The organism is Sporosarcina sp. Y1004, assembly GCF_057669665.1.
This window is the reverse complement of sequence record NZ_JBYHFQ010000028.1, coordinates 25093-49088: the sequence shown is the minus strand read 5'-3', so window position 1 is coordinate 49088 and position 23996 is coordinate 25093. Positions and strand designations below refer to the sequence as shown.

20 protein-coding genes and 2 pseudogenes are annotated in these 23996 nt (G+C 32.4%); 20 read left to right on the top strand and 2 right to left on the bottom strand.

The features are described 5' to 3' along the window. Positions 1–833: 833 nt before the first annotated feature. The 6 genes from sigY (at position 834) to AC25Y6_RS16125 (ending at position 5501) form a co-directional block, all read left to right on the top strand. Complete coding sequence (gene sigY, locus AC25Y6_RS16150) at positions 834–1364, top strand: RNA polymerase sigma factor SigY (RefSeq protein ID WP_488143743.1); 531 nt, start codon at positions 834–836, stop codon at positions 1362–1364. After that, positions 1351–1695 (top strand): YxlC family protein, encoded by a 345-nt coding sequence (locus AC25Y6_RS16145; RefSeq protein ID WP_488143742.1) that lies wholly within the window; start codon positions 1351–1353, stop codon positions 1693–1695. Before sigY ends, AC25Y6_RS16145 begins: the two co-directional genes overlap by 14 nt. 538 nt (positions 1696–2233) lie before the next feature. Further along, the gene (locus AC25Y6_RS16140) at positions 2234–3016 is read left to right on the top strand and encodes a CPBP family intramembrane glutamic endopeptidase (RefSeq protein WP_488143741.1); all 783 of its coding nucleotides are present in this window, start codon (positions 2234–2236) and stop codon (positions 3014–3016) included. 111 nt (positions 3017–3127) lie between these two features. Then, complete coding sequence (locus AC25Y6_RS16135; protein ID WP_488143747.1) at positions 3128–4174, top strand: serine hydrolase domain-containing protein; 1047 nt, start codon at positions 3128–3130, stop codon at positions 4172–4174. Positions 4175–4354: 180 nt separating this feature from the next. Beyond that, positions 4355–4873, top strand: a complete 519-nt coding sequence (paiA, locus tag AC25Y6_RS16130) for a spermidine/spermine N(1)-acetyltransferase (protein WP_488143740.1) — start codon at positions 4355–4357, stop codon at positions 4871–4873. Between the two features lie 22 nt (positions 4874–4895). Continuing rightward, positions 4896–5501, top strand: a complete 606-nt coding sequence (locus tag AC25Y6_RS16125; protein ID WP_488143739.1) for an FMN-binding negative transcriptional regulator — start codon at positions 4896–4898, stop codon at positions 5499–5501. 732 nt (positions 5502–6233) lie between these two features. Here AC25Y6_RS16125 and AC25Y6_RS16120 read toward each other — a convergent pair. Together AC25Y6_RS16120 and AC25Y6_RS16115 are read right to left on the bottom strand one after the other, a co-directional pair. Further along, on the bottom strand, positions 6234–6890 hold the full coding sequence (locus AC25Y6_RS16120; RefSeq protein ID WP_488143746.1) for a sensor histidine kinase: 657 nt from the start codon (positions 6888–6890) through the stop codon (positions 6234–6236). A 30-nt stretch (positions 6891–6920) separates the two neighbouring features. Beyond that, positions 6921–7370: pseudogene (locus tag AC25Y6_RS16115) on the bottom strand (response regulator transcription factor); the annotation flags it as partial. Between the two features lie 738 nt (positions 7371–8108). On the opposite strand from AC25Y6_RS16115, the gene AC25Y6_RS16110 reads away from it, so the two are divergent. The 14 genes and pseudogenes from AC25Y6_RS16110 to AC25Y6_RS16045 all read left to right on the top strand — a co-directional run bounded on the left by AC25Y6_RS16110 (position 8109) and on the right by AC25Y6_RS16045 (position 23895). Further along, positions 8109–8258, top strand: a complete 150-nt coding sequence (locus tag AC25Y6_RS16110; protein WP_482103390.1) for a hypothetical protein — start codon at positions 8109–8111, stop codon at positions 8256–8258. A 447-nt stretch (positions 8259–8705) separates the two neighbouring features. Next, a pseudogene (locus AC25Y6_RS16105) lies at positions 8706–9368 on the top strand (thymidylate synthase); the annotation flags it as partial. Positions 9369–9641: 273 nt separating this feature from the next. Next, positions 9642–10508, top strand: coding sequence for a hypothetical protein (locus tag AC25Y6_RS16100; protein WP_488143738.1), 867 nt, complete (start codon positions 9642–9644; stop codon positions 10506–10508). Between the two features lie 86 nt (positions 10509–10594). Then, the gene (locus tag AC25Y6_RS16095; protein ID WP_488143737.1) at positions 10595–11722 is read left to right on the top strand and encodes a tyrosine-type recombinase/integrase; all 1128 of its coding nucleotides are present in this window, start codon (positions 10595–10597) and stop codon (positions 11720–11722) included. Further along, positions 11719–13539, top strand: a complete 1821-nt coding sequence (locus tag AC25Y6_RS16090) for a site-specific integrase (RefSeq protein WP_488143736.1) — start codon at positions 11719–11721, stop codon at positions 13537–13539. The genes AC25Y6_RS16095 and AC25Y6_RS16090 overlap by 4 nt, the downstream gene beginning before the upstream one ends. Positions 13540–13541: 2 nt before the next feature. After that, positions 13542–15524, top strand: a complete 1983-nt coding sequence (locus AC25Y6_RS16085) for a site-specific integrase (protein WP_488143735.1) — start codon at positions 13542–13544, stop codon at positions 15522–15524. Further along, the gene (locus AC25Y6_RS16080; protein WP_488143734.1) at positions 15484–16068 is read left to right on the top strand and encodes a hypothetical protein; all 585 of its coding nucleotides are present in this window, start codon (positions 15484–15486) and stop codon (positions 16066–16068) included. The genes AC25Y6_RS16085 and AC25Y6_RS16080 overlap by 41 nt, the downstream gene beginning before the upstream one ends. Positions 16069–16130: 62 nt before the next feature. Further along, positions 16131–17111 (top strand): thymidylate synthase, encoded by a 981-nt coding sequence (locus AC25Y6_RS16075; RefSeq protein ID WP_488143733.1) that lies wholly within the window; start codon positions 16131–16133, stop codon positions 17109–17111. 186 nt (positions 17112–17297) lie between these two features. Continuing rightward, positions 17298–18656, top strand: coding sequence for a DUF5677 domain-containing protein (locus AC25Y6_RS16070; RefSeq protein WP_488143732.1), 1359 nt, complete (start codon positions 17298–17300; stop codon positions 18654–18656). A 518-nt stretch (positions 18657–19174) separates the two neighbouring features. Beyond that, positions 19175–19462 (top strand): hypothetical protein, encoded by a 288-nt coding sequence (locus AC25Y6_RS16065; RefSeq protein ID WP_488143731.1) that lies wholly within the window; start codon positions 19175–19177, stop codon positions 19460–19462. A gap of 146 nt (positions 19463–19608) precedes the next feature. Then, entirely contained in the window at positions 19609–20055 is a 447-nt protein-coding gene (locus AC25Y6_RS16060) for a tyrosine-type recombinase/integrase (protein WP_488143730.1), read from the top strand. A 235-nt stretch (positions 20056–20290) separates the two neighbouring features. Further along, a complete protein-coding gene (locus AC25Y6_RS16055) occupies positions 20291–20734 on the top strand; it encodes a hypothetical protein (protein WP_488143745.1) in 444 nt (147 codons plus the stop codon). A gap of 282 nt (positions 20735–21016) precedes the next feature. Next, the gene (locus tag AC25Y6_RS16050; protein WP_488143729.1) at positions 21017–22849 is read left to right on the top strand and encodes an AAA family ATPase; all 1833 of its coding nucleotides are present in this window, start codon (positions 21017–21019) and stop codon (positions 22847–22849) included. After that, on the top strand, positions 22846–23895 hold the full coding sequence (locus AC25Y6_RS16045) for a hypothetical protein (RefSeq protein ID WP_488143728.1): 1050 nt from the start codon (positions 22846–22848) through the stop codon (positions 23893–23895). Before AC25Y6_RS16050 ends, AC25Y6_RS16045 begins: the two co-directional genes overlap by 4 nt. Positions 23896–23996 lie beyond the last annotated feature (101 nt).

Genomic DNA, 23996 nt, shown 5'->3' with positions numbered 1-23996 from the left:
ATCACGGGTTCGAATCCCGTAGGGGTCATAATAAAAAGCAGCTTTCCTAGTTCATTGAGAACTAGGAAAGCAGCTTTTCGTTTGCTTCGAGACACGCCCGAAAATTGCTTTGGCATACCAGAAGAGATACTTACGCATTTTGCGTGATTTATATTAAAACCGATTTTTCCTATTCAGGAGATGTCGGTTTTTTGCATTCAAAAAGGTATTGAAGGGAGTTGGAAGAGGATCTATTGAAATATGAATATAGGGTTATTTTAAAACGCATTTACTTAGCAATCACTATGTATAAATACGTTTTTCTACTTATTTAAAATACAAAATTCAGTCGTGGGAGGTTCATGAGTATTTTTTATCTTGTCGCTGGAATGTTAATTGTTGGATTCCCAATTTGTCTAATTGCTTTAGTATTTATAATGTTGCACTAACGGGGCAGCATTCCTGTTTGAAGGATGTTCGGGGTCTTGAAAGAAAAAAAGCCCTCTAGTATGATGTGGGTGTCAACGACCATTGACCCATCATCAAACAAGGAGGACTTCTTTATGCAGTTTAAATGCAATGAAAAAATTAATCAAGTTAGTTAGTTAAAGAAGACATACTTAAACAAATCATGTAAGTAGTTTGATAATACTATAGTAATTAAAAAAGTATTCTGAACTCGTTGAATGAGCAATAATACCTTGGTTTTTGGTCAAATATATAACTTTCAGGTAAACTTAATTAATACTAATAGGTGGCTAAATGTTTTTGTTGTGATTCTTTATTTTGAAAATGAACGATTTTCCCCAGTTAGTCGTATTACATATAGATTATTATTGTCTGGAGTAGATCTCATGGATGAAAAGGATTTAATTCGAAAGGCGAAAAAAGGAGATACATTGGCTCTTTCGAAACTGTTACAACAGAATTATTCGTTCCTATTTAAGTATTTAATGAAAGCTACCCTTCATCCACAAATCGCAGAAGATTTAACACAAGAGACGATGATGAAGTGTATTGAAAAAATCCAACTGTATAATGGTGAATCCAAGTTTTCCTCATGGCTCATAACAATCGCAACAAACCTTTTTATCGATCAACAGCGTAGAAAGAAGCGGGAGATAAACTGGCTAGAGCAGGAACAAGCTCTCCGAAAAATGAAATGGATTGCAGCCAATATGAACGAAGAATGGACTGATGTACTTGATATACTTGCTCAAATTAATGAAGAAATACGTATGCCAATCTTGTTAAAGCATTATTACGGATATTCATATAAGGAAATTGGGAAAATGATGGGTATTGCAGAAGGAACAGTAAAATCTCGAGTTTCAAATGGTCTAAAAAGTATACGAAAGGAGTTGGCTGAACTTGAAGGAGTATGATCTTAAAAATAGTAATTCTATGTTGGATGATGAAGATGAATTAACGGTTAAGCAATTAATAGATGGTTTAGAAAAACTGGATCAATGGAATCCAGTATCTACTCCACACTTACAATGGTTTCAACAGAACGTTGAATTAGAGAAAAAAAGAATACGAAAAAAACAATGGAAAGACCTCCTCACGTTTATCTCTGTTGCAGTATTTGTGCTATCGGTTGTGATTGCTGTCGTTTATCGTCAGCCAATTCTTTTTCTATATTTTCAGCTTGTGGGGATTATCTTATTGCCCGTAGCTCTTAACAAAACTAGAAAGAAGGTCAGTAATGAATGAACTTAAACGAACTCAGTAGCACACCGCTTTGGTTATTGGTCGTGATTGCATTCATTCTGATTTGCCAGAGCTCATGGATGTTTTGGGATGCACAGAAGAGGGGATACAATGCTTGGCTATGGGGCTTTTTAGGCCTTATTCAATTTCCAACGTATCTTATTATCTATCTTATTTTTGCAAGAAAAAAATTTAAAAGAAAAATCTCAGGATCAAATTCCTGAGATTTTTTTATTTATTTTTTCGTGAGTGAACGTTTAGACGAACGTAATCGTATTAAGGGTAAGTAAACAATTTGGAGGAGGAAAAATGAATGAACTGTTAAATGGAATCCCATGGGGAGTGATTGCGCCAATTCTTGTCTTACAATTAATTCTAAGCTGTTTTCTGAGAGATTGTTACTATTAGATGACATCTTTAACAATACGATAACTAAAATTGTAGAATATCTTGTCTTCGACGAAGATGTTTTCTATCGTTAACAGAGAAAACAAAAATTCATAATTTAATGACCTTTAAACTAAAATCAAGGAGGTTAGCTATGATAAAGCAAAAAAGTGTTAAAGGATTATTCATTTATCTCTTGGTTGGAATCATTGCAATTTTTTTCTCCATTTTTTTTGTACTATCGACAAATCGGACCCAGTTAGAGCAATTGAGTGAAATGACGGGGTTCTCAGGACCGCCTGAAATGTTAGCCTTACTCTCCGTCATACCAAATTTTGTTTTATTTATAATTTTTCTTGTCATTGGATTTTTCATTGCTCATAAAGTGGGTTTAAAATCTGTGATTATTCACCCTCACGCTAGAGAAAAGCCAAAATCAGAGTGGATAAAAGGGATTAAACTAGCTATCATACTCGGTTTGATTGCAGCGGTTGTTTTGAGAGGTTTCGATTATCTTTTCCGACCGTTCTTACCAGATGGTTTAATAGAACTATTACGACCATATAGTGCGTTAGAATTTATAACAGCTTTACTCTACGGAGGAATTCTTGAAGAACTACTAACGCGTTTTGGGTTAATGAGCTTGTTAGTTTTTATTTTTTGGAAACTATTTGATCGAAAATCGGCAAAACCTTCTAACTGGGTCTTTATCGTTGCCATATTCATTAGTGCATTAATATTTGCATTAGGTCACTATGGCATAACCGCAAGTAATATAGAAATGACACCATTCATTTGGTTCCGAATGATTCTCCTAAATGGTTTACCTGGTTTCTTCTTTGGCTGGATTTATTGGAAGCACAATCTAGAACTTGCCATGCTTGCACATATGTTTGCACATATTGCTATGAATATACTAATGTTGATTTTCTCCTAATTTATGTAAAAGTATCAGAAAAGTTACGTCCATTTACTAATAAATTGGATTAACTAATAAGGTTTCAGTCAAAATCGTTATTATAATGATTAACATGGGGGAGGTAAGCATATCGAAATTCAAAAACTAAAAGTCCGAAAAATTTTCGGAAACCTTACAAAAAAAAAGCAAATACATGAATCTGTTCTTCTCGTAGAAAATTCCAATGGAGATGTTTCATACAGCTTTGGGTACGGGGGGAAGAATATAGATACGCCATTCTTTATTGCAAGTATCACAAAGCTGTTCACAACCACTTGTATTTATATATTGAGAGAGCAGGGAAAACTGTCACTGGATGATGAAATAACAAGATATTTAAAAAAAGACACATTAAAGAACCTTCACGTATACAAAGGCCGAGAGTATTCTAATAGACTTACAATCTCGAACTTATTGTTTCATACAAGTGGATTGAGGGATGTGATTGAGGAGGGGAGCAATAAGTCGAAAAAACGTGCTATCCTTTATAAGGATGTGCAAATTGATTTTAATGAAACCCTATTAAAGACGAAGGAAATAAAACCACACTTTGCACCAGATATGGGAAAAAGAGCTCATTACGCAAATATAAACTTTGAAATTCTCGGAAAAATAATTGAAATAGTTACTAATTCAACATTGGAAGATGTGTATAGGCAATTAATTTTTGATCCATTAGAACTCAAAAACACTTATCTTCCGAAAGATGAGGATGATTTTATCCCGTATGTCTATTATAAGGGCACTGCCTTATACCGTCCAAAATTACTTAGGAGCGTTCGCGCAAGTGGCGGTTGTGTTTCTACGGCTCGTGAATTAATGGTATTTATCAAGGCTTTCTTTAAAGGAAAGCTATTTAATAATACTGTTTTTCATGAACTAAAAGTAAACAACAGATTGCAGGCTTCTATGCTTCCAATTCATTACGGTTCTGGATATATGAGAATTCCACTAAATGGTCTTGCAACAATTTTTATGGGAAAAGGTGAGTTAATTGGTCATTCTGGTTCAACAGGTTCCTTTGCATTTTACTATCCCGATAGTGACATGTTTTTTATTGGAGATGTCAATCAAATGGAAAACCCTGCGACTCCTGTACGGCTGGTGATGCGACTTGCCATGTCTATAAAATCATGAAGATTAAAGTATCTTCCATTAACGGGCGCAATTTTTGAATAAAATCCTCTTTACTTATTGTGCTAACGGATGCTTTAGTAAAAGAAGAAAGGGTTCTATCTTTTTTAAAATTAGGTCTTGATAATTTTAGTTCAGTCGCCAAACGGCAAAAATACGCTCGTTGACGTCAGATATATTCAAATGGGTATAAATATAAAAAAGTGTATACTTGAAGATTCAAACGAACTTCGAGAAATTAGTCAAGAAACGTTTATTGAGACATTTAAGCATCAAAATGCACCCGAAAATATGAATGCCTATTTGGAAAGAGCATTTAACTTAAAACAATTAGAAAAAGAATTATCCAATCCTTCTTCGCACTTCTATTTTTGTTATTTTAATGATGAAGTCGCTGGATATTTGAAGGTCAACACCGATAATGCTCAGTCGGAAGAAATGGACGTTGGATCACTTGAAATTGAGAGGATTTATATTAGGAGCAAATTTCAAGAACATGGGCTTGGTAAGTGCCTTCTAAATAAAGCGAAGGAAATTGCGATAGAATGTAAGAAAAATAAAATCTGGCTAGGTGTATGGGAAAAAAATGAAAAGGCTATTGCTTTTAATAAAAAAAGGGGGTTTGTTCAAACTGGAGCCCACTCTTTTTATATGGGTAATGAAGAACAAGTGGACTTTATAATGATCAATACACTCACATAACTGTTTTGAAAGGTGGTTTACTATGTATATTCCTAAATATTTCAAAGTCAAAGATGCTGATGAAATTCGGGATTTTATTCAAAAAAACTCTTTTGGCACGATTGTCACAACAGAACAAGGAAAACCAATTGCCACTCATTTGCCATTGCAGTTAATGAAGGAAGGAGATACTTACTATATAACAGGACATATGGCTTATGGGAATCCTCAGTGGAGAACATTCGAAACCTGTGAAGATGTACTGGTTATGTTTCAAGGACCACATGCTTATATCTCTTCTTCCTGGTATGAAAAGGAAAATGTTCCGACATGGAACTATCAAGCTGTACATGCATATGGTATAGCCAGCATTTTGGATGAAGAAGAGCTTAAACAGGAACTGGCAATGTTGCTTCAAAAATACGAAAAACACCGTGATAATCCAGTTTTATGGGATAATCTATCTCCTGAAGTTTTAGAACAACTAAAAGGGATTGTTGGATTTAAGATTAAAGTACATGAATTTCAAGCTGCTAATAAACTAAGTCAAAATCGTAATGAAAAAGACTATCATAACATTATTGAAAAGCTGAATGACGAAGAAGATTTAAATTCTCATCAATTAGCAGAAGTAATGAAAAATAGATAGTTTGTTAGTTAACTCAATGTAACGAGAAGGTTTAAGAAGGTACTTAAATTTACCTTGCGTTAGTTAAGCTAGACAGTTGCTTATGTTTTACCACAATCGGGTACGTATGTTTAATAAATATATCATGAAAATGTCCATTTTTAGGTCCGTTTTATTTGCAAAAACAGCCATGCAACAACTCTTAGTCGTTGCATGACATCCTGGCGAGTAAAACCCTAAAATAAATAATTATGGAAACGGCACAAACGCTTATTTCTCAAGGCTTTAGCATAGTGCTACGCGAATCTAATTTGGAAAAATACAGGCATAGATGCTTAAGTGTTAGAGCCTCCGGACGCGGGTTCGACTCCCGCCGTCTCCATAGTTAAATATGGCTGGTAAATATAGTCGTAACAATGATTTGAAAAGATAGGGGTATTGAACGGAAGCTGGACTCTTGGGCAATATCCCTATTTTTAAGTTATAGGATAGATAAAATGATTATTAATAAAAGTTTTGCTCGTTTATCTAAAAGTACTATGCACATTAGAATGAAAGTTCCTACACCATCAATCAGTACACTACTAGAGGTAAAAGGTATACTTCAGTAAAACAGGGTACATTATATTTGTTTGAGTAGGTTCACTTTAAGACGAGAATAGAAAAGTAGGTGAACAAATTGGGGAAATATATATGTACGCAAAAGAAGCCATTCCAGTATTGATAGGAATGACTTCAGCTTAAAGACAGTTCTTATTTTGATAAATGTTTTGGCAAGTAAATCATCGCTTTAAATAAATCGCCGTCTACATGGATTTCGAATTTTCCTTTTTGAATTTCAACGAGATTTTTTGCAATGGAAAGCCCTAATCCGCTTCCTTGACTGTTTCTGGATTCATCGCCTCTTTTAAAACGCTCTATTAATTCATCTGCTGAGATATTCAATTCATAGGCGGAGATGTTTTTAAAGCTAATACGTATCTCATCCCTTAAATCCTCTATATCTATATATACTCTGGACTGTGTAAGTGTATATTTAAAGATATTCGATAATAGGTTCTCGATCGTTCTCCACAATAATCTTCCATCCGCTGTGACGTACACCTTTTCTTCCGGATAATTGAGTTTGATGTCTAAACCATTTGCTTCAATTTTGTCATTCAATTCGCCAAGTCCTTGGGTAATTAAAGACACGATAGCAATTTTCTCTAAAGACACGGGGATATTCCCACTTGAGGCCTTAGAAGCTTCAAATAAATCATCGGTTAACAGTTTGAGCCTTTGTGCTTTTTGATCAAGTACCTCAATATAGTTATCGACTTTAGTTCGATCCTTTTCATTTTTCAATAAATCCACGTAGGTGATAATGGAGGTCAAAGGATTTCGAATATCATGTGATACATTGGTAATCAGCTCCGTTTTTAATCGCTCGCTTTTTAACTCGCCATCGACGGTGACCTTTTTACTTTCATCATCGATCACCAGTCCACCGGATTGAAAGAGATTGCTATTCGTTTCAAGTGCTCCAAATGTTGTATATCTTCGCAGCTGGGATTTCACCCTGGCAATCAGCTCCAACGGATTAAATGGCTTACCCATATAATCGTCCGCACCTATATTTAAACCTAGAATTTTGTCATAGTCCTCTGATTTGGCAGAAAGCATAATTAAAGGAATACTATTTCTTTTTCTAATTTCCATCGTTGCACGGATCCCATCCATCTTCGGCATCATAATGTCCATAATAATGAGATGAATGTCATGTTCATTGATACCTTCAATTGCCTCTAGCCCAATAAAGGCTTTGAAAACGGTATAGCCCTCATTCTCTAAGTAAATGCCTATCGCATCAACAATAGCTTTGTCATCATCACAAACCAATATATTCATGCAGGTCCACTCCTATATGTACGGTTCAACATGTTTTTCACTCCTCTTAGTATTCGCTTAAAGAAATCATATCAACCAAACCTTAACAAACACCCGACGCCTTTCTTAAGATTTCCTTAATAAAAGGTTTCCTTCGATAATAGTAAGGTTTTATTAAGAATTCTATCAAGCATTTCTTTAGTTTTCTTATTTAGAGTCAAGATAAAAGAAGGGTAACGGATGATGGAAAGGAAAATATAGATTAAAGAAAAAAAGATTTTTCTACTATTAACGGATACAGATACGATGTTAACGAGGCTGGTTAAGGCATACACGAAAATGCCCTATAACCATGCCTCGATCGGGTTCAAGTTTATAGCTTTGGAAGGAAAACGGTCTATAACCCGTTTATAGGGGGATTTGTTAAAGAGGATATTCATTCTATTTTGTTTCGCGATATAAGAAAGAGATTTACCGGCAAGTATATATTTTTCGATTAATACACGTTTCCGTGGTAAAATGCGTATAGAGCTCATCAGGAGCACTCCTAAATTTGTTGATAATGAATCAGCAAATTTAAGATCGTAAAGATAAGTGTAATGAATACCATTTGGCTATGAAATATTTTACTAAGTTTTTACTGATCTATGTAAGGTTAGGCAGTACACAAATAAAGTAAATAGGTATACTTCATTAAATAAGGTATATTATATTTGTTGAATGGATTCTCTTTAAAGACAAGAAAAGTAGGTGAACGAAATGGGAAAATATCAATTGGATAACAAAGGTAAGGTGGCTGTGGCAAAGTATCATGAAAAAAACAAGCCTGCCATATTTGATAAAAAGCAGCAACTTGAAAAAATACGTGCGGAGTATTTGGAAAAAAAGCAAAAACAAACAGATAAATAATATGAATGAAAACATAGGAAGACTAAAATCTCCCTATGTTTTTCTTATTCGAAGTTCTTTTTTTCAATTGATTATTGTCCTTACTGGGTAAGTGGTGTTCATTAATGCATTCTTACTCTGCGACAATTCAAAGTGCAATGCGAAGAAATATAGTAATCCCATTGGAAATTTTAACCTTCTTCTATACAAATATACGAGTACAATGATGTCCAAAATCAGTTGCAAGTTTTCGGAATATACAACCACAACCAATCCTCATAATACTTGAGTAACCATGACGCAAATGTTATAAATAATTATTAGTAATCTTAAAAGATTGTCATATCAAGGGCGAAAAAGACACCTCCAGCGTGGTTATCTTAAATAACCACGCTGGAGGTGTCTTTTTTATTATCAAAGCAAGCCTATATTTGATATACTTAACACTATCGCAAGGAGGCTTTTTGAATGCAACAATATTTAGATTTATGTAAACATGTACTTGAAACGGGTACAAAAAAACAAGACCGAACAGGTACTGGTACTGTCAGTGTGTTTGGATATCAGATGCGATTTAATTTGAAAGATGGATTCCCTCTCATGACCACAAAGAAAACGGCTTTACGCCTTATTACTTCGGAACTACTGTGGTTTCTTAAAGGAGATACAAATGTCAAAACGCTCATTGAAGACAGGAATCCAATTTGGGATGAATGGGCTTTTGAACAATGGGCGACGAGTCCCGAATACACTGGGCCAGACATGAGTAATTTCGGGCGTCGAGCATCAACGGATTCAGACTTCGCGGCTGTATATAAAGTTGAAATGGATGCATTTAAAGCACGTGTTCTGGAAGATGAAAAGTTTGCAGCGAAATATGCTGACCTAGGACCTGTGTATGGTAAACAGTGGCGATCGTGGTCCGGTGGGGAAGAATCAATTGATCAGATTGCAAACTTAATTGATGGTATTAAAAACAATCCGGATTCTAGAAGGCATATTGTTACTGCTTGGAATCCTTCTGAAGTCGATGAAATGGCACTTCCCCCGTGCCATTTACTATTCCAATTCTATGTGGCAGATGGAAAGCTGTCATGCCAGCTCTATCAGCGAAGTGCGGACATTTTCCTTTTTAGTTAGCGAAAATAAGTTGATGAATCCTATAGGAAGACAAGTAAGGTTATTTGTAGAATAGATTCTATGAATAAGCTTTTTTATATTTCTAAAATAATGATGAGTAAATAACAGGATAATAATGTAAATAATTATATGTAAGAAAAATGAAAAAGTATATTATTTGTAATCATTCAAATTAATTAGTTGCATTGTTAGTATTTATAATATATCTTAAATACATAAGATTTAATGTTAGAATTCTTACAATAAAAACAAGGGTTGATTAATTTGAAGAAATACAATGTAGCTGAAGCTGCCATCATTTTAATTAAAAAGGGTATTATCCGTAGAGACAATTCAATTAATAAAAATCGGAATGGAAATTCCAAATTTTCAACTGGGGAACCACAAGTTCGTCTTTGGATAAGAGAGTATAGTAAAGTATTCGACTTAGAATACAATAAGCGGATTAGTTTGGGTGAAAAGGCTGAGAAAGCAGAAAAATTTGCTCATACAAATGCAGCAAGATATGGAATTAAAGCATCAATGGAAAGTAGAAAAATAGGTTATCGAATTAATGAAGAAGATTTATTTGAATTTATAGCATACAAATTGGGCTACAATAAAGAAAATAACTTAATCTCCCATTTAAATACTCTTAAGCAAACCAAAAGTCTTGAAATAAGAGAAACTAAAGGAAATGATTCGGCAGATGGATTTGAAGAAGGGGTAAAATTCGCGATAAATTACTTAGAAAAAAATTTATTTATTAATAAGGACGCAGTGGATAAAGAAATAATACATTTACCTAAAAAAGGATGGTTTACTGATGAAAATTGCGTTGTAGCGGAACATTTTTCATTTAGTCAATTTAAACACACTACTATGTTAAATATTGATTTTACGAATAGACAAATAAAACAAATGCATTTTTCTTTAAGAATAATTAATTATTCACATGATTATGATTCAAATAATGAAATTTTAATTGATTGGAGTTTAGAAAATGCTATTCTACCGGGTCATTATAGAGCTAGCTTAGAAAAAATCATTGTAGATATTAGTAATATACGATTAATTAAAGATATCTTAATTGAACAAATTCCTCAAGATAATGAAAATAGACTAGCTATATTGCTGTTGCTTAGTGAGTAGCTAGTTTTTTTAACGTTTTAATGTTAGAAAACTGATATTAAAGTAATCGGAGTTAATTCATTTTATTGAGAAATGAGGGGATTGAAATGGAAGTAATTGAAGTGGAAGATAATGGGGAAACATATTATGTGTTTTTAAATAAGAAAAATAAAGTTGTGGAATTACCATCAAAGTATATACTTTCCATTCATAATCATGGTCTTCGCTATAGCGATAAGTCTATAAAACATTATTCAAAGGTACTCCTTTATTTTATTAGATATTTAGAAGAAACCTTTAAAATGCGGGTAGATTTATCTCTTTCTGTTATAGATGGTGTAGGGATTGGCGATTATTTAAAGGATTTAAAAAACAAGGGTTTAGCAGCAACGACTATTCGAAATAGAGAAGCAATCATCCGTGAATTTATGACCTGGTTAACTTCTGATGAAGCAGGATGTGTTAGAGATAACAACGGCTATGCATCAAGTAAATATAAAAGTCCTAATCCAGTGAAGAAGATTCCAAAATACCTTACAGTGTTTGAAATCACTGAATTCATTAACTTATTACATGATGAAAATCAGAGATGCTTAGTTCATTTTCTATTTGATTCTGGGTTACGTATTTCAGAAGTACCTCGATTGAAAAAAAAGGATATACCTCAACTGCAAGATTTCCCCGAAGAAGCGATGTATTTCGATTTTGAGCTTAAAAGAGGAAGTAAAGGTCCTGGTGGTATGCCTAAAGAGCGTATTACATTTTTAACCAGAGCGTTGATTTCGCGAATTAATCGGTTACATAAACAGCATCCAATATACAGAAAAGCCAGACTAAAATATGGTGATGACATACCCTGTTTCCTGAATGTTAAAGGTAACCCTATAACAGATGATGCAATAAAAAATCTTCTTTACAAAACTGCAAAAAGAGGAGGGCTAAACCCTTCCAAATATTCATCACATAAATACCGTCATTCGTTTGCAGTATCTGTTTTAATGAGTGAGTTTGACAATGAGTTTTTAAATAAATTAGTCATTGTCCGAGATACACTTGGTCATAACGATATTAAAACAACAGAAATATATGCACATATTCCACCAGCAGCAATAAAAAATCTACAATTACAAAATGAACAACATGATATCCAGAACCGCTTTGAAGAATCGCAACGTATCTACGATGAAACGTATTTACCTATGAAAAACCATACTGAAAAACGAGGGCGAAAATGATGAAGAAAATACCACCAACACCAACCAAAGATAATCCATATGTACAAGTTGAATTTATTTTTAATTTAGTTGCCAATATGAAAACGAATAAATCTACTCAAAGTAATTATACAAACGCTTTAAGTTATTATAAAAAGTTTCTTGATGCAACATCTAATTACAACGAAGATTTAAAAAAGTATAGGTTATTTTATTTAGATACACATTTGGATGAAATGGTATTAGTGAATTTAAAAAAATATATTGATTCCACCAATAAAAAAGTCGACAAAGGTTATCTAACTTCATATTCGATTGTTGGAATTTTTAGTGCGGTAAGAACAGTAATGAAAGAAGCTATTGTTAATGATTACACTTCTTTTAATAATTTGATTGATGTTTCAATTGGTTCCGCTGGTAGGGAAACGGATGGAAATATTGCTTATAGTGAAAACGAGATGAAGCAAATTAACGCGGCTTTGAAGGAAGAATTGAAGTATGTGTATCGTGTATACCGAAAAGATGGCTATAAGCCGAAAGGTGTTGGAGCTGACCCTAGAATAAGAGAAAATCATTGGGGAGATATTGATAATATGCGTTGGTATTTTGAAAATGTACTAGATTTTGAACCTATACTTGGTACGCCTGAAAATAAAAGTTTACATAAGACTTATATAGAGTATGCACCTACAGCATATTTCAAGGATATTGGTGGTTTGAGAGGGATTTATCGTGAATGGGGTGTAGCGCCGAATGTTGATACGGATTTAATTATGCCATTAATAGTTAAGTTAGCGATTCAAACGGGTTTAAACGTACAGTCCTTATTAGAACTTGAACTGGACTGTTTTGAAGAAAAGAATCCACTCTCTGGTGTGCCAATATTACGCTACTTTAAAGCAAGGAGTGGTGGAGGAAAAGAAATGCATATTAATATTAATGAAAAAAATGAAAACGTAGAATTAAAGGAGTTCAGACAAGACCAAGTTAAGATTATTAAAAATACATTGACAGTGATAACAGCTTTAACTGAAAATATTCGATTACTTGCCCCATCTAAAATTAAAAATAATTTATTCATTATTCAGAGTAATTCCCAAAGAAATTTTGGAGAGATTATTGAAATCAATTCTAAAGTAACTCACACTTGGAGTCAGAATTTTATTCGAAGATATAAATTAACGAATGATGAGAATACAAAACTGAATTTTAATTTAAAACGATTTCGTGCTACTAAAGCTACTGAAATGATTCACAAAGGGGCTGATTTACATGAGCTTCAATATGAATTAGGGCATGGAAGTATTACCACAACAATGAATTATCTTGATAAAAACAAATTAAATATAAAAGCGCAAAAACAAACGGCTGCTGCTATTGAAAAAATATTTGCCAATAAAGCTTGGGCTGAAAAGAATGAGGTTCAATATGCTCATGAAAAGAAAAAAGATAGTAATACAATTTTCAAGGGGTTTTTATCTGATTGCAAAAACCCATTTAATCCACCAGAGGATGTTAGGAGACTGAAAGAATATCAGGAAGGTAGTGCATGTAGTCGAGTAAATATGTGCTTATTCTGCGATAATGTGATGGTTTTCAAAAGAAATTTACCATCATTATGGATGTATAAAAACCAAATAGAACAATCGATGGAGGTCCAAAGTACAGAGTTACCAAATGAAAGTTATTACTTAAAGACATTAGATGTTATTAATGCACTATTTGACGAGAAAGTTTCGGAGTTTTCCATGGAAGATATTCTACAATCAAAAGAAATAGCTGAGAACCTGGATGAATTAATTGACCCAGTAACATATAGAGCACATCTGGAGGGCTAAATTTGGAATTAAAACAATTGGATTTAAATACATTACTTTCCAAAAGATTCGAATTTAATGACGATATTGAGCTAAACGAAAAAAGTAAATTTGGAGATGATGTTTGGGATTTTACGGATAAAAAGAATATACGTAAAAATGCAATTGGAAGTTCGAAATTAACATTTGATTGGCTAAAAATAAGTAAACGTGTGGGTAATAACTTTACTTATGAAATAAAGGTTCTAACATATTTTATGATTTGTGCTTCGGGTATATTTAGGAAGGCAAAGAAAAATAATTACAAAATTAATACAGTGAGTAGTCTAACCATGAAATTAGTTCAAACCGTTGAACAGCTTCAAGTAGAATTCCAAAAAGAAATGGGTGTTAATTCTATTGCTATTCTACACTGTTTTGGAGATTTGAAAATAAAAGATTTTGAAACAGTACCTTTTCATCACTCAAGGATAAACGATGTGAAAAAAACCCTGAGATTATTAGCCAATCCATTGATTCAAATGCATCTTAAAAGCCCAGTTAATTGGAATGAAGCGGATGTAAATAACCTGAAATTCGTTTTGTTGCCAAAAAATAAATTAAAAGAAAGTTCTGCTCAACCATTGGACGATGTTTTGTATACGGAATTAATTAAGCAGTTGACTATTGATGTTATAGCTTTTAAAAAAGCAATGAATATGAGTGTCAACAGTAACGTAACTTCAAATATTGAAAAAGAAATTGAAAAGCGAACGTATAATTTTGATATAGAACAAGCATTTGAAGATTATGTCGCTATAAGAGAAATAGAAAAAATAAATGCAGTGAAAAGTGGCAAGAGGGGAAATACAACTGGGAAGAAAAGAAAACAATTTGATGAAAAATATAATTTCACTATAAAAGAATTTTATAACAAGTTACTAATAATCCAAAGAGCGTGTATTCTTACGATACTCACGTTTACAGGTATACGATATAGCGAACTTATTTCCTTTAAATCAAATTGTATTTCAAAACGTCATGATGTCTATGTAATCAAAGGTACCGTAGTTAAGCATAACAATGATTTATTACCTACTGATGATGATGATTGGGTTGCTATCCCTATTGTAAGAGATGCAGCTGATATTTTGAATCAAATTCTGCGATTTAACTTTAATTCATACTTAGTTTCTAGCTTAAATTCAGTCTATTTAAATCAAAAAGAAGAACCATTGTCAACATCTGGTATTATGCAAGGCATAAATTTATATGTTAATGGAGCATCCGTAGATAATGAAAAACTCAGTTACTATATAAATAAACCTGAACACAAAATTACTGTTCACCGTTTACGACATTCACTGGCTCAACAATTAATTCGAGGTAAGTTGGGTCTCCCTTATATAAGTTATCACTTAAAACATGTGAATTCCGCGGTTGTGGCTTATAACAGAGTAAATAATGTAACACTGGGATATGGCGGAATCAGTAAAGAAATTACCCATTCTGCAAAGCATTTTCATTCAGTAAAGCAAGAGTTAATTAACGAAATTTATCATCCTAATTCAACGGTAGCTGGTGGCAAAAATGCAAGGGAATTCTCAAAACGAAAAAAAGAATATTTTCAAGGCTTGATGGTAAATGACAGTGAAATCGATGAAATTGTTGAAGATTTAAAAAGTCAGTCATTACCGTTTCTTGACGTCGGATTAGGATATTGTGCTGGAAGAAAAGATATTGAGCTAATAGATGGTACAAAACAACCTCCCCCATGTATTGGTCAATTAAAGTGTAATCCGATTGATTGTGGAAATGCTGTGATACCTCAATCAAAACTACCGATTTGGAAAAAAGTGTATGAGGATACATTAAGCAAAATGGATAATGAAGAATTCCAGTACATGGAGCCTGAACTGAAAGAAACGTTAAAACGAGCGGAGTATGTTATTAATCATTTCCGTGATAACGAAGGTGGTATTTTGGATGCACATACCAATGAAAGTTCAAAAAGAAATGGAAGTTAACCTATCGCTTGATTGGGTTGAAAAAAATGACCGACTATATAATGATGAATTGTTAAAAGAAAAACTGAAAGTGGAAAACCAATTATCATTTTGGCGAACAAATTGTTCCATACGAGTCGCATTAAAAGAAATAGAACAAGTCATTCGAACCTCTCACAAGCCATCTGCAAGGCTTGTCGGATGGTCTGAGATAGCTAGAAGGTCTAGCTGTGACAGAAACACGTTAAAACACTCCAAACGCATAAAATGGATTGAAGAGAAGCGCGGAAAGTTACTAATGCTAATTGAAGAAAAGCGGAAAGAGAAGACAATTAATAATTTGTTAGTTATTTCAACCCCAGAACAAGAAATTTCGGAACTGCAGAAAAAATTAGAGTTAAGTAAAAAGGAAACTGCGAAATGGTTTGTGAAATATGAAGAATTATCAACAGAACTTAATTTTAATAAAGAGGCATTAAACAGGCAAATGAAATTCAATTCATTGTTAAATGAAGAAGTTAGTACGTTAAAAAAACGCATTAAAGAACTAATTGCACGAGATTAAACTAAAGTAATTTTTTTCGTATATACTTAGTATAGAATTTATCATATAAGAGGTGTAGCAACTTGAATAATGAACTTGAACGAACATATTTAGATTTTCTGAAACACATCCTAGAAAATGGTGCGAAAAAGGAAGACCGTACTGGAACCGGCACATTAAGTGTATTTGGCTATCAAATGCGATTTGATTTAACGAAAGGATTTCCGTTATTCACAACAAAACGTACTCCGTTTCGTTTAATCGCCAGTGAATTACTTTGGTTTATCAAAGGAGATACAAATATTCGATATTTGCTTCAAAATAACAATCATATTTGGGATGAGTGGGCTTTTAAACAGTGGGTTGAATCAGAAGAGTATGATGGACCAGATATGACTAACTTTGGGTTACGTTGTCTAGATGATGAAGAGTTCAACAAAGTATATCAAAAAGAACTACAATCATTTTGTCAGCGTGTTCTTAGAGACGATGTGTTTGCTGGAAAATACGGTGATTTGGGAAATGTCTATGGTAAGCAGTGGAGAAATTGGACTACTTCAACTGGTGAGAAAATTGACCAATTGAATGATGTAATTAATCAAATTAAAACTAATCCAGATTCAAGACGATTAATTGTAAATGCCTGGAATCCTGAAGACGTAATTAATGCAGGAGCTAAAGGCAGTAAGGCTGCTTTGCCTCCATGTCATGTTATTTTCCAATTCTACGTATCCGATAATAAACTTAGTTGTCATTTATTGCAAAGAAGTGCGGACTCATTTTTAGGCTCAAATTTTAATATTCCGTCCTATGCATTATTAACACATTTAATTGCCAATGAGTGCGGATTAGAGGTTGGAGAGTTCGTGTACAGTATTAGTGATGCTCACATCTATTTAAACCATGTGGAACAGGTGCAAGAGCAATTATCTCGTGAAGTTCGTGATTTACCTACACTGAAAATTAACCCAGAGAAAACATCGATATTCGATATAGAAATGGAAGATTTAATAATTGAGGGATATGACCCACATCCAGGAATTAAAGCTCCGATTGCAGTATAAAAATAAAAGTAACTTTGTGAAAACGAAGTTACTTTTATTTTGTATTTAATTTAATGGGAAAATAAAAGGGGGGGAGTTACTATGGGGAGAAAAAGCTGAGAAAAAAAAGAGAGACGGCACACATCTATCGGTAAACATGAACAAAAAGGAAAAGCATTGCTTTCACCATTTTCGAAAATAGAAAATATGAAAAAGATGTCCTGGAAAGACGATAGATTACCTAGTTTTCTATGGATTGGCTTGATTATTAACCAGAATGACAGAATTAAGGGAATCAATTATATTAAGAAAATTTGTAAATACTTTCATGATAAACCAGAAGGATTCAAACCTAAAGAGCTATCAATTGAATCCATAACAGAAATGCCAGATGAACAAATCGAAGATTTTTATAACTATTTGTTTAATGAACTATTCTTAAAAGAAGAATTAAAACCATTACTTTTATTTGAGTCTCTTCCTAAAAGGACAAACTTGGGGAAATTCATTAACATTGATAATCAAGAACGAGAATTAATGAAAATTTACAGTTGTGTAGCGAATATGTTAGACCATCAATCACAACTTGCTACAGATTGTCGCTGGGCTAGAATATTCTATTTGATGATTAATGGAAAGTTACAAATGGGACCATATGCTGAAGAAATTTTTTATTATCCTGAAAAGGGCGACATGAGAATGGTACGCCCAACGATTCGTTCTTGCGAAAACGCAATGAGTGGAATGCTGGACCCGAGTGAATGGGCGCAGCAATTTTGGGACGAAGCATTAAGTATTTCTCCTTGCTGGGATTTAAATGCTAGTACGGAAGAATTAAATTTAAAACCATTATTTGTGCCAAATATAGATGATGTTGAAAGACGGATTATAGAACATTTTTACATGACAAGAACTACATCAGCGATTGACGCTAAACACGAAGCGGTTTTTGCAATCGCTTTGTATTGTCTGGATATAGTAAAAGAATTGACTAATTCAATAATACAAAACGGGATAACTGGTCGATTGGGACTAAGAACTATAGCCGAATGTTATATAACGTTAGCGTATTTAGAAAAAAAGAATGATGATGAATTATGGTTAAGTTACCGTTCTTATGGTTCAGGACAAGCAAAATTAGCTTTCTTGAAGATAGATGAATTAGAAGCTCAACCACAATTTGTATCTTTAGAAACACTGGAAACTTTGGCTAGTGAAGACCAATGGTTAGAATATAGTGATATAAACTTAGGACATTGGGAAAACTCGAATTTAAGAAAGATGAGTGAGTATGCAGGAGTAAAAGATATTTATAATAGCTATTATGATTGGACTTCTGGTTTTGCTCATGGTCAATGGTCTTCGATAAGAAGTATGGAACTTACTGTATGCGGAAATCCGTTGCATAGGTTACATCGAATTCCAAGTGGAAATAAAAAGCTACACACAGTTATTCCAGATGCGGTTAATCTATGCAATAAAATTATAGAGATTTTGATTAAAATATATCCGACTGAACAAATTAAAATAACCATAGAAAATGAAGTAGCAGATGAAGACAATTAGAAGGGGTATTGTAATAAAGGGCAATGATATCAATGATTTGAAAAACATTTCTTGAGTCCGATAAAAGGCGTTGGAAACTTTATTTATCAATGGGTTCATCGAAACTCCATTAACGACATCGGCAATTAAAGCTCCCATATGAGTATGAAAAGTAGCAGCAGCCTTTTGTTAAATTATGTTGAAGCGTTTTAATGCTGAGTTTTGTGAGTATTTAATAATTAGTGAAATAAATATAATGGGTTGGTGGGTTTGATAGGTTCGGTTGCCTGACGAGACAACTTCTCCAACCTATTAAGGCAAATTGTCTAAGTCAAGTCCATAAACGCGGGTTCGACTCCCGCCGTCTCCATAATAATACGGCTGATAAAACTAGTCGTATCAACGGTTTTGAAGGTTAGGGATATTGAACGGGAGTTGAACTCTTGTTGAATATCCCTATTTTCATCCCTACATATTTTCAATAGAATTTTTGTTCATAGACCTTCTAATTCAACTAATGAATTTGGAGGTTTTTTTGTATGTCTAGAAGTAGAAAGCATGGAGTGTTTGCAGTGAGTGGTGATGTGGTGGTATTACCGTCTAATAATCACGAGACGAAACGAAATAGCTTAACAATCATTTCCGCACTAGATACAGTATTTCAGCAAATGAGGATATCGGGAAACCGTCAAAGAACGATTGAAAGCTATCAATACATATTTGAACAATTCGTGACTGTGAACAAGTTAGAGTACGTTGAGGATATTACAGTAGAGTCGCTATATCACTATTTAGATGTGCTAGAAGTAAAGCCGCAACGAAGTTAATTCGCTTAAAATCAACGAAAGCTGTTCTTAGCAAGTTCTTTAATAACGGTTGGATTAAAGAAAAGTTTTGGAATAACATTAATATTAAAATTGATAAGGAAGTTAAGAAAGGTGCAAAGGAATCGGATATAAATAAGCTACTTGAGTTGATTGACCAGAGTTCATTTACTGGCTTTAGAGATGAGGTGGCAATTAAGTTGATGTACAAGACGGGTATTCGTATTCGTACGCTAGGAGAGTTAAGAGAACGTCATATCGATTTTGAGAATCTGTGCTTGAGTTTAGACGGTTCTACGCTTAAAAATCACAATTTCTTAAAGCTGCCAATTGATGAAGAACTAGCAGTTATGTTAACAATGCTAATCAAATTTAATGAAGGCATCCGCCGCCACTTTGGAACGGATAATAGAAGTGTATTTATCACCCAAAACGGTTTACCAATGAATACTAGCAAATCATCTAACTGTGCCATTTCTAAACAGTTAAATAAATACTCAAAGCGATTCGGATTAGAAAATATCAATGCACACGCTATTAGAAGGGCTTATGCAAAGAACTTACTGAACAAAGGGGCGAGTATCGCACGGCACTAGGTCACTCTGATTTAGCTGTCACAACACAGTATTTAGATATTGATATAGAAGAAGTAGCAACCAATTTGAGAGACTTTTTATAATTGTATGTCCTAAAATGTATGGGAATTGCAAGTGTTCATGTGGATAGGAAATTTCCTATTCACTTTTTTCTTTGGAAAAAAACTAAAATGATTGTCCTAAAATCACTTCGAATTGCAAGTGACTTTTTGAGGGGGAAAGAGAGGTGAATAAAATGATTACGCCAAAACAATCATTATCTACACAAGGTGTCACCAAACGGTTTGAAAAAGTCTCTACAGATATTTTCTATTATGTTCAGCTAGGTTTAATCAAGCCTTTTGATATTGCTGTATATGTGAAATATCTGGAATTGTTTAATGAGGAATATGGCTATGCGTTCCCAACGATTTATCAATTAGAGGATTATATGAATTGTAGCCGTCAGAGTATTGTATCTGCAAATAAGCGATTAGTAGCGGCTGGACTACTAATAATAAGAAAGCATAAAAATAACAACAACATATATTTTCCGTTACAACCACATACCAATGAAGATTTAGCTAAACAAGTACCACATCTTTTAATTAAATTAGATAAGCGGCGAGAAAAGATTTATTCATTAGCGACAAGGGACAAATTTAGATTAGAAGATTTATTTGAGAACCAATGTCACTAACACTTGTGATTAACAAAAACTGTGACAGCAGTAGAAATGGTAGTAGAAGAATTAAGTATTGTAACTACTATATTGAAAAATGTCTAAAATAAGTTGTATGAAATTGTGCAATAATAAATACTATTATAGCACCCGCCCTATGGGGGACGGGGGTTAGCGGTATGTCAGTCTGGTGCTTGCACAATATACGAGGTAAGTGGAAAACTTTTTTATGCACAAAAAAAAATCAATAACTGTTGTATAATGAAATTAGAAATTTACAATAGTTATTGGAGGATTAAAATGAAAATTGCATTTGTATGGATAAACAACTACAAAAAATTAAAAAACTTTCAGACTAACTTTACATCTAAATATAATATTAAATTTAAAAGTAATAATTTGAATATTGATAAAAACAAGCAATATATAGAAAACTTTTTCAAGGTAAATGGCAGTGAGATAAAATTAGAAATATCGGCTATTGTAGGTGAGAATGGAACAGGAAAGTCGTCTATATTAGATTTTATTCAAAACTATATGGAAAAAGTTGAATTTAATACGGATTTTATTATAGTTTTTGAAGTGAATAATGAATTAGTGATTGACACAAATTTAGAGATAAAAGTTACTAATAAAGAAAACTACAATATAAAGGCTTTCAACAATAAGGTGAATTTGAATTTTTATGATGATTATTTATTAGACCATATAACATTGTTTTTTTCGAATGTGTTTGATGTTAGGTATCTTGAAAACAAAAAAAAATCATTTATTGCAGACGAGACAGTAACTCTAAATACCAGAAATATTTCTACAAATGCGTTATTAAATAATTTTGATAGTCCGGATGCGTTTCTAAATAGCGAATTTAAAAAACAAATTTTCTTTATGAACGCATTTAAAGAAAAGTTACAAATAACAGACATAATCGATATTCCAGAAGATATTTATTTAGAGACAAATAATTTCTCTGATGAATTAGATACTTTGTCTTATCAACTATCTGAATTTATAGAACACTTTAATTATGAGAAAGTTAGCAACTTGTATTTTGATTTTGATTTAAAAAACAATTTTGGAGAAAAGTTTACTGTTAGAATCTTACAAAGGTATTGTATTGATGTCGCATATCTATTAAGAGGAAATGGATTGAACGATACCTTAATAATATCTGCCTTTAATAAAGGGAAAAAAAGTAATAATTTAATTACGATGATAACCTCGACATTGATAAATCATTTTGAAAAAAAGACAAAATTATCTATAAAAGCAAAAATTATAAAAAAATTAAATGACATTCAAGAAAACTATTTAAAGTTAATTGTCGCATTTAATGAACTTGAATTATTTGAAAATGAAAAGGGGATGTATATTTTAACTACTCATAAAAAGACCCAAGCATTTTTAAATGTATATAAATCTGGTTTTTATAACAGTAATCTATTTTACTTCTATTGGTCTAAATTAAGTAGTGGTCAATATAGTTTGCTAAATTTATTCGGGAGATTTTATGACTCCCTATTACAAATTGAACGTGATTTTGAAGACTCATTATATGAGGAAGAAGCAGAAGAATTGAATTATGAAGTAAAGTCTTACTTACTTTTAATTGATGAAGGAGATTTATATTTTCATCCACAATGGCAAAAAGATTGGTTATTCTATTTTATTAAATTGCTAGAGTTGATATTTAAAGGAGAAGTTCAAGTCATATTAACAACACATTCGCCACTAATACTATCTGATTTTCCAAATTGTAATGTAACATTCATTTCAGAGAGTAAAGCTATTACTATAAATAATGAATTAGAGGGGAGTGTTAGGACGTTTGGTGCAAATATAAACGAGTTATTTACAAATTCATTTTTTATTAGTGATGGACTAATAGGTAAATTTGCTAAATATAAAATAAATAATTTTGCCAAAAAACTTTTAAATTCTGAACCTGATGAAGTTTATAGAGAGAAAGAATTTTATAAGAATTTTATTGATATAATTGGAGAACCTTTTGTGAAAAATAAACTTTTACACATATATAATGAAAAAATGCATTTATCATCAACTTTTAATATAGAAGATAGAATTAGGTTTTTAGAGGTAGAAATACTAAAGCTAAAGAGTGAGAATAAATGATAAGTTTAAATTTAGATGTAAAGATATTAAGTTTACATAAAGATTTTGTTTTTGGTGATAATAAAAATAAGAAAGCTAGATTATATAAAAAACTTGAAAGCCTTTATCATGAGGAAAACAATAGATTTTGTAGAAATGTATTGAAATTCATTAGCGAGAAAATGGAAATGATTTTAATTGGAGATATTTATGAACTAGATAAAATTAAAGATATTTATTTATATCTCCTTAACAGTATTCCTAATAAACAGTTACGTGATGATTTATACGAAAAAATAAAAAGTATATTCCATTCAGAATATATACACTTTTATTATGCAAGAAAATGGAATGCATATTTATATCAAAAACAATTAGAATTAACAATCTGTCCTTATTGTGGTACTCAATTTATTTTTTTATATGAGTCTGATAATGGACGAACTAGAGGTACTTTAGACCACTTTTTTGATAAGGCTACATATCCAATACTAGCAATTTCGATTTATAATTTAATACCAAGTTGTAAAGTATGTAATTCAGATTTTAAAGGGATAAAAAAAGTTGATTTGAAAACGCATTATACTCCTTATGAGAAAGATATCATACAATTTATAAACTTTAAAAGAGAAATAATTAAAGAAAAAAGTGATGAAATTTCTTCTGCAATTGAAAAGAAAATAAAGGAATTGAGTTATTCTGATGATATTGATTACGTTGCTGTATTGTTAGGTGCGGATGAGAGGTTTAATATAAGGATTGACTATTCTAATGCACCAGAGGATATAGCGAAAAAGATTAAAGGAAATCTAAAACTATTCCAGATTGAAGAAGTTTATAATACGTTTCATAAACCATACGTTCAAAAAATCATTAGAGATGCAACTATTTATAATTACATTTATAAGCAACAATTATTAAATGCTTTTCCCGTAATATTTAATAGTATGGATGAGTTGAAAGAATCTATTATTCCAAGTATAAATGAAGATAAAAATCAAATCTTGGGGAAATTGACAAGGGATATTGTTGAAACAGAAATTAAACATCTAACTTTAAAACAATAGCTTAACGTAAGGTCTTTGAACCAAGTTCGTGAATATGTAATACTCCCTATTGAGTAAAACCTTGATATATCAACATTTGCAAGCATAGATACTTAAATATA

Bases quoted from the DNA above. Each gene is read 5' to 3' on its own strand.
- AC25Y6_RS16080 (WP_488143734.1), top strand. From the start codon at position 15,484: ATGCACATACCAATGAAAGTTCAAAAAGAAATGGAAGTTAACCTATCG.
- AC25Y6_RS16110 (WP_482103390.1), top strand. From the start codon at position 8,109: ATGGGAAAATATCAATTGGATAACAAAGGTAAGGTGGCTGTGGCAAAG.
- AC25Y6_RS16070 (WP_488143732.1), top strand. From the start codon at position 17,298: ATGAAAAAGATGTCCTGGAAAGACGATAGATTACCTAGTTTTCTATGG.
- AC25Y6_RS16050 (WP_488143729.1), top strand. From the start codon at position 21,017: ATGAAAATTGCATTTGTATGGATAAACAACTACAAAAAATTAAAAAAC.
- paiA (WP_488143740.1), top strand. From the start codon at position 4,355: ATGGGTATAAATATAAAAAAGTGTATACTTGAAGATTCAAACGAACTT.
- AC25Y6_RS16095 (WP_488143737.1), top strand. From the start codon at position 10,595: ATGGAAGTAATTGAAGTGGAAGATAATGGGGAAACATATTATGTGTTT.
- sigY (WP_488143743.1), top strand. From the start codon at position 834: ATGGATGAAAAGGATTTAATTCGAAAGGCGAAAAAAGGAGATACATTG.
- AC25Y6_RS16055 (WP_488143745.1), top strand. From the start codon at position 20,291: ATGATTACGCCAAAACAATCATTATCTACACAAGGTGTCACCAAACGG.
- AC25Y6_RS16045 (WP_488143728.1), top strand. From the start codon at position 22,846: ATGATAAGTTTAAATTTAGATGTAAAGATATTAAGTTTACATAAAGAT.
- AC25Y6_RS16125 (WP_488143739.1), top strand. From the start codon at position 4,896: ATGTATATTCCTAAATATTTCAAAGTCAAAGATGCTGATGAAATTCGG.
- AC25Y6_RS16140 (WP_488143741.1), top strand. From the start codon at position 2,234: ATGATAAAGCAAAAAAGTGTTAAAGGATTATTCATTTATCTCTTGGTT.
- AC25Y6_RS16090 (WP_488143736.1), top strand. From the start codon at position 11,719: ATGATGAAGAAAATACCACCAACACCAACCAAAGATAATCCATATGTA.
- AC25Y6_RS16065 (WP_488143731.1), top strand. From the start codon at position 19,175: ATGTCTAGAAGTAGAAAGCATGGAGTGTTTGCAGTGAGTGGTGATGTG.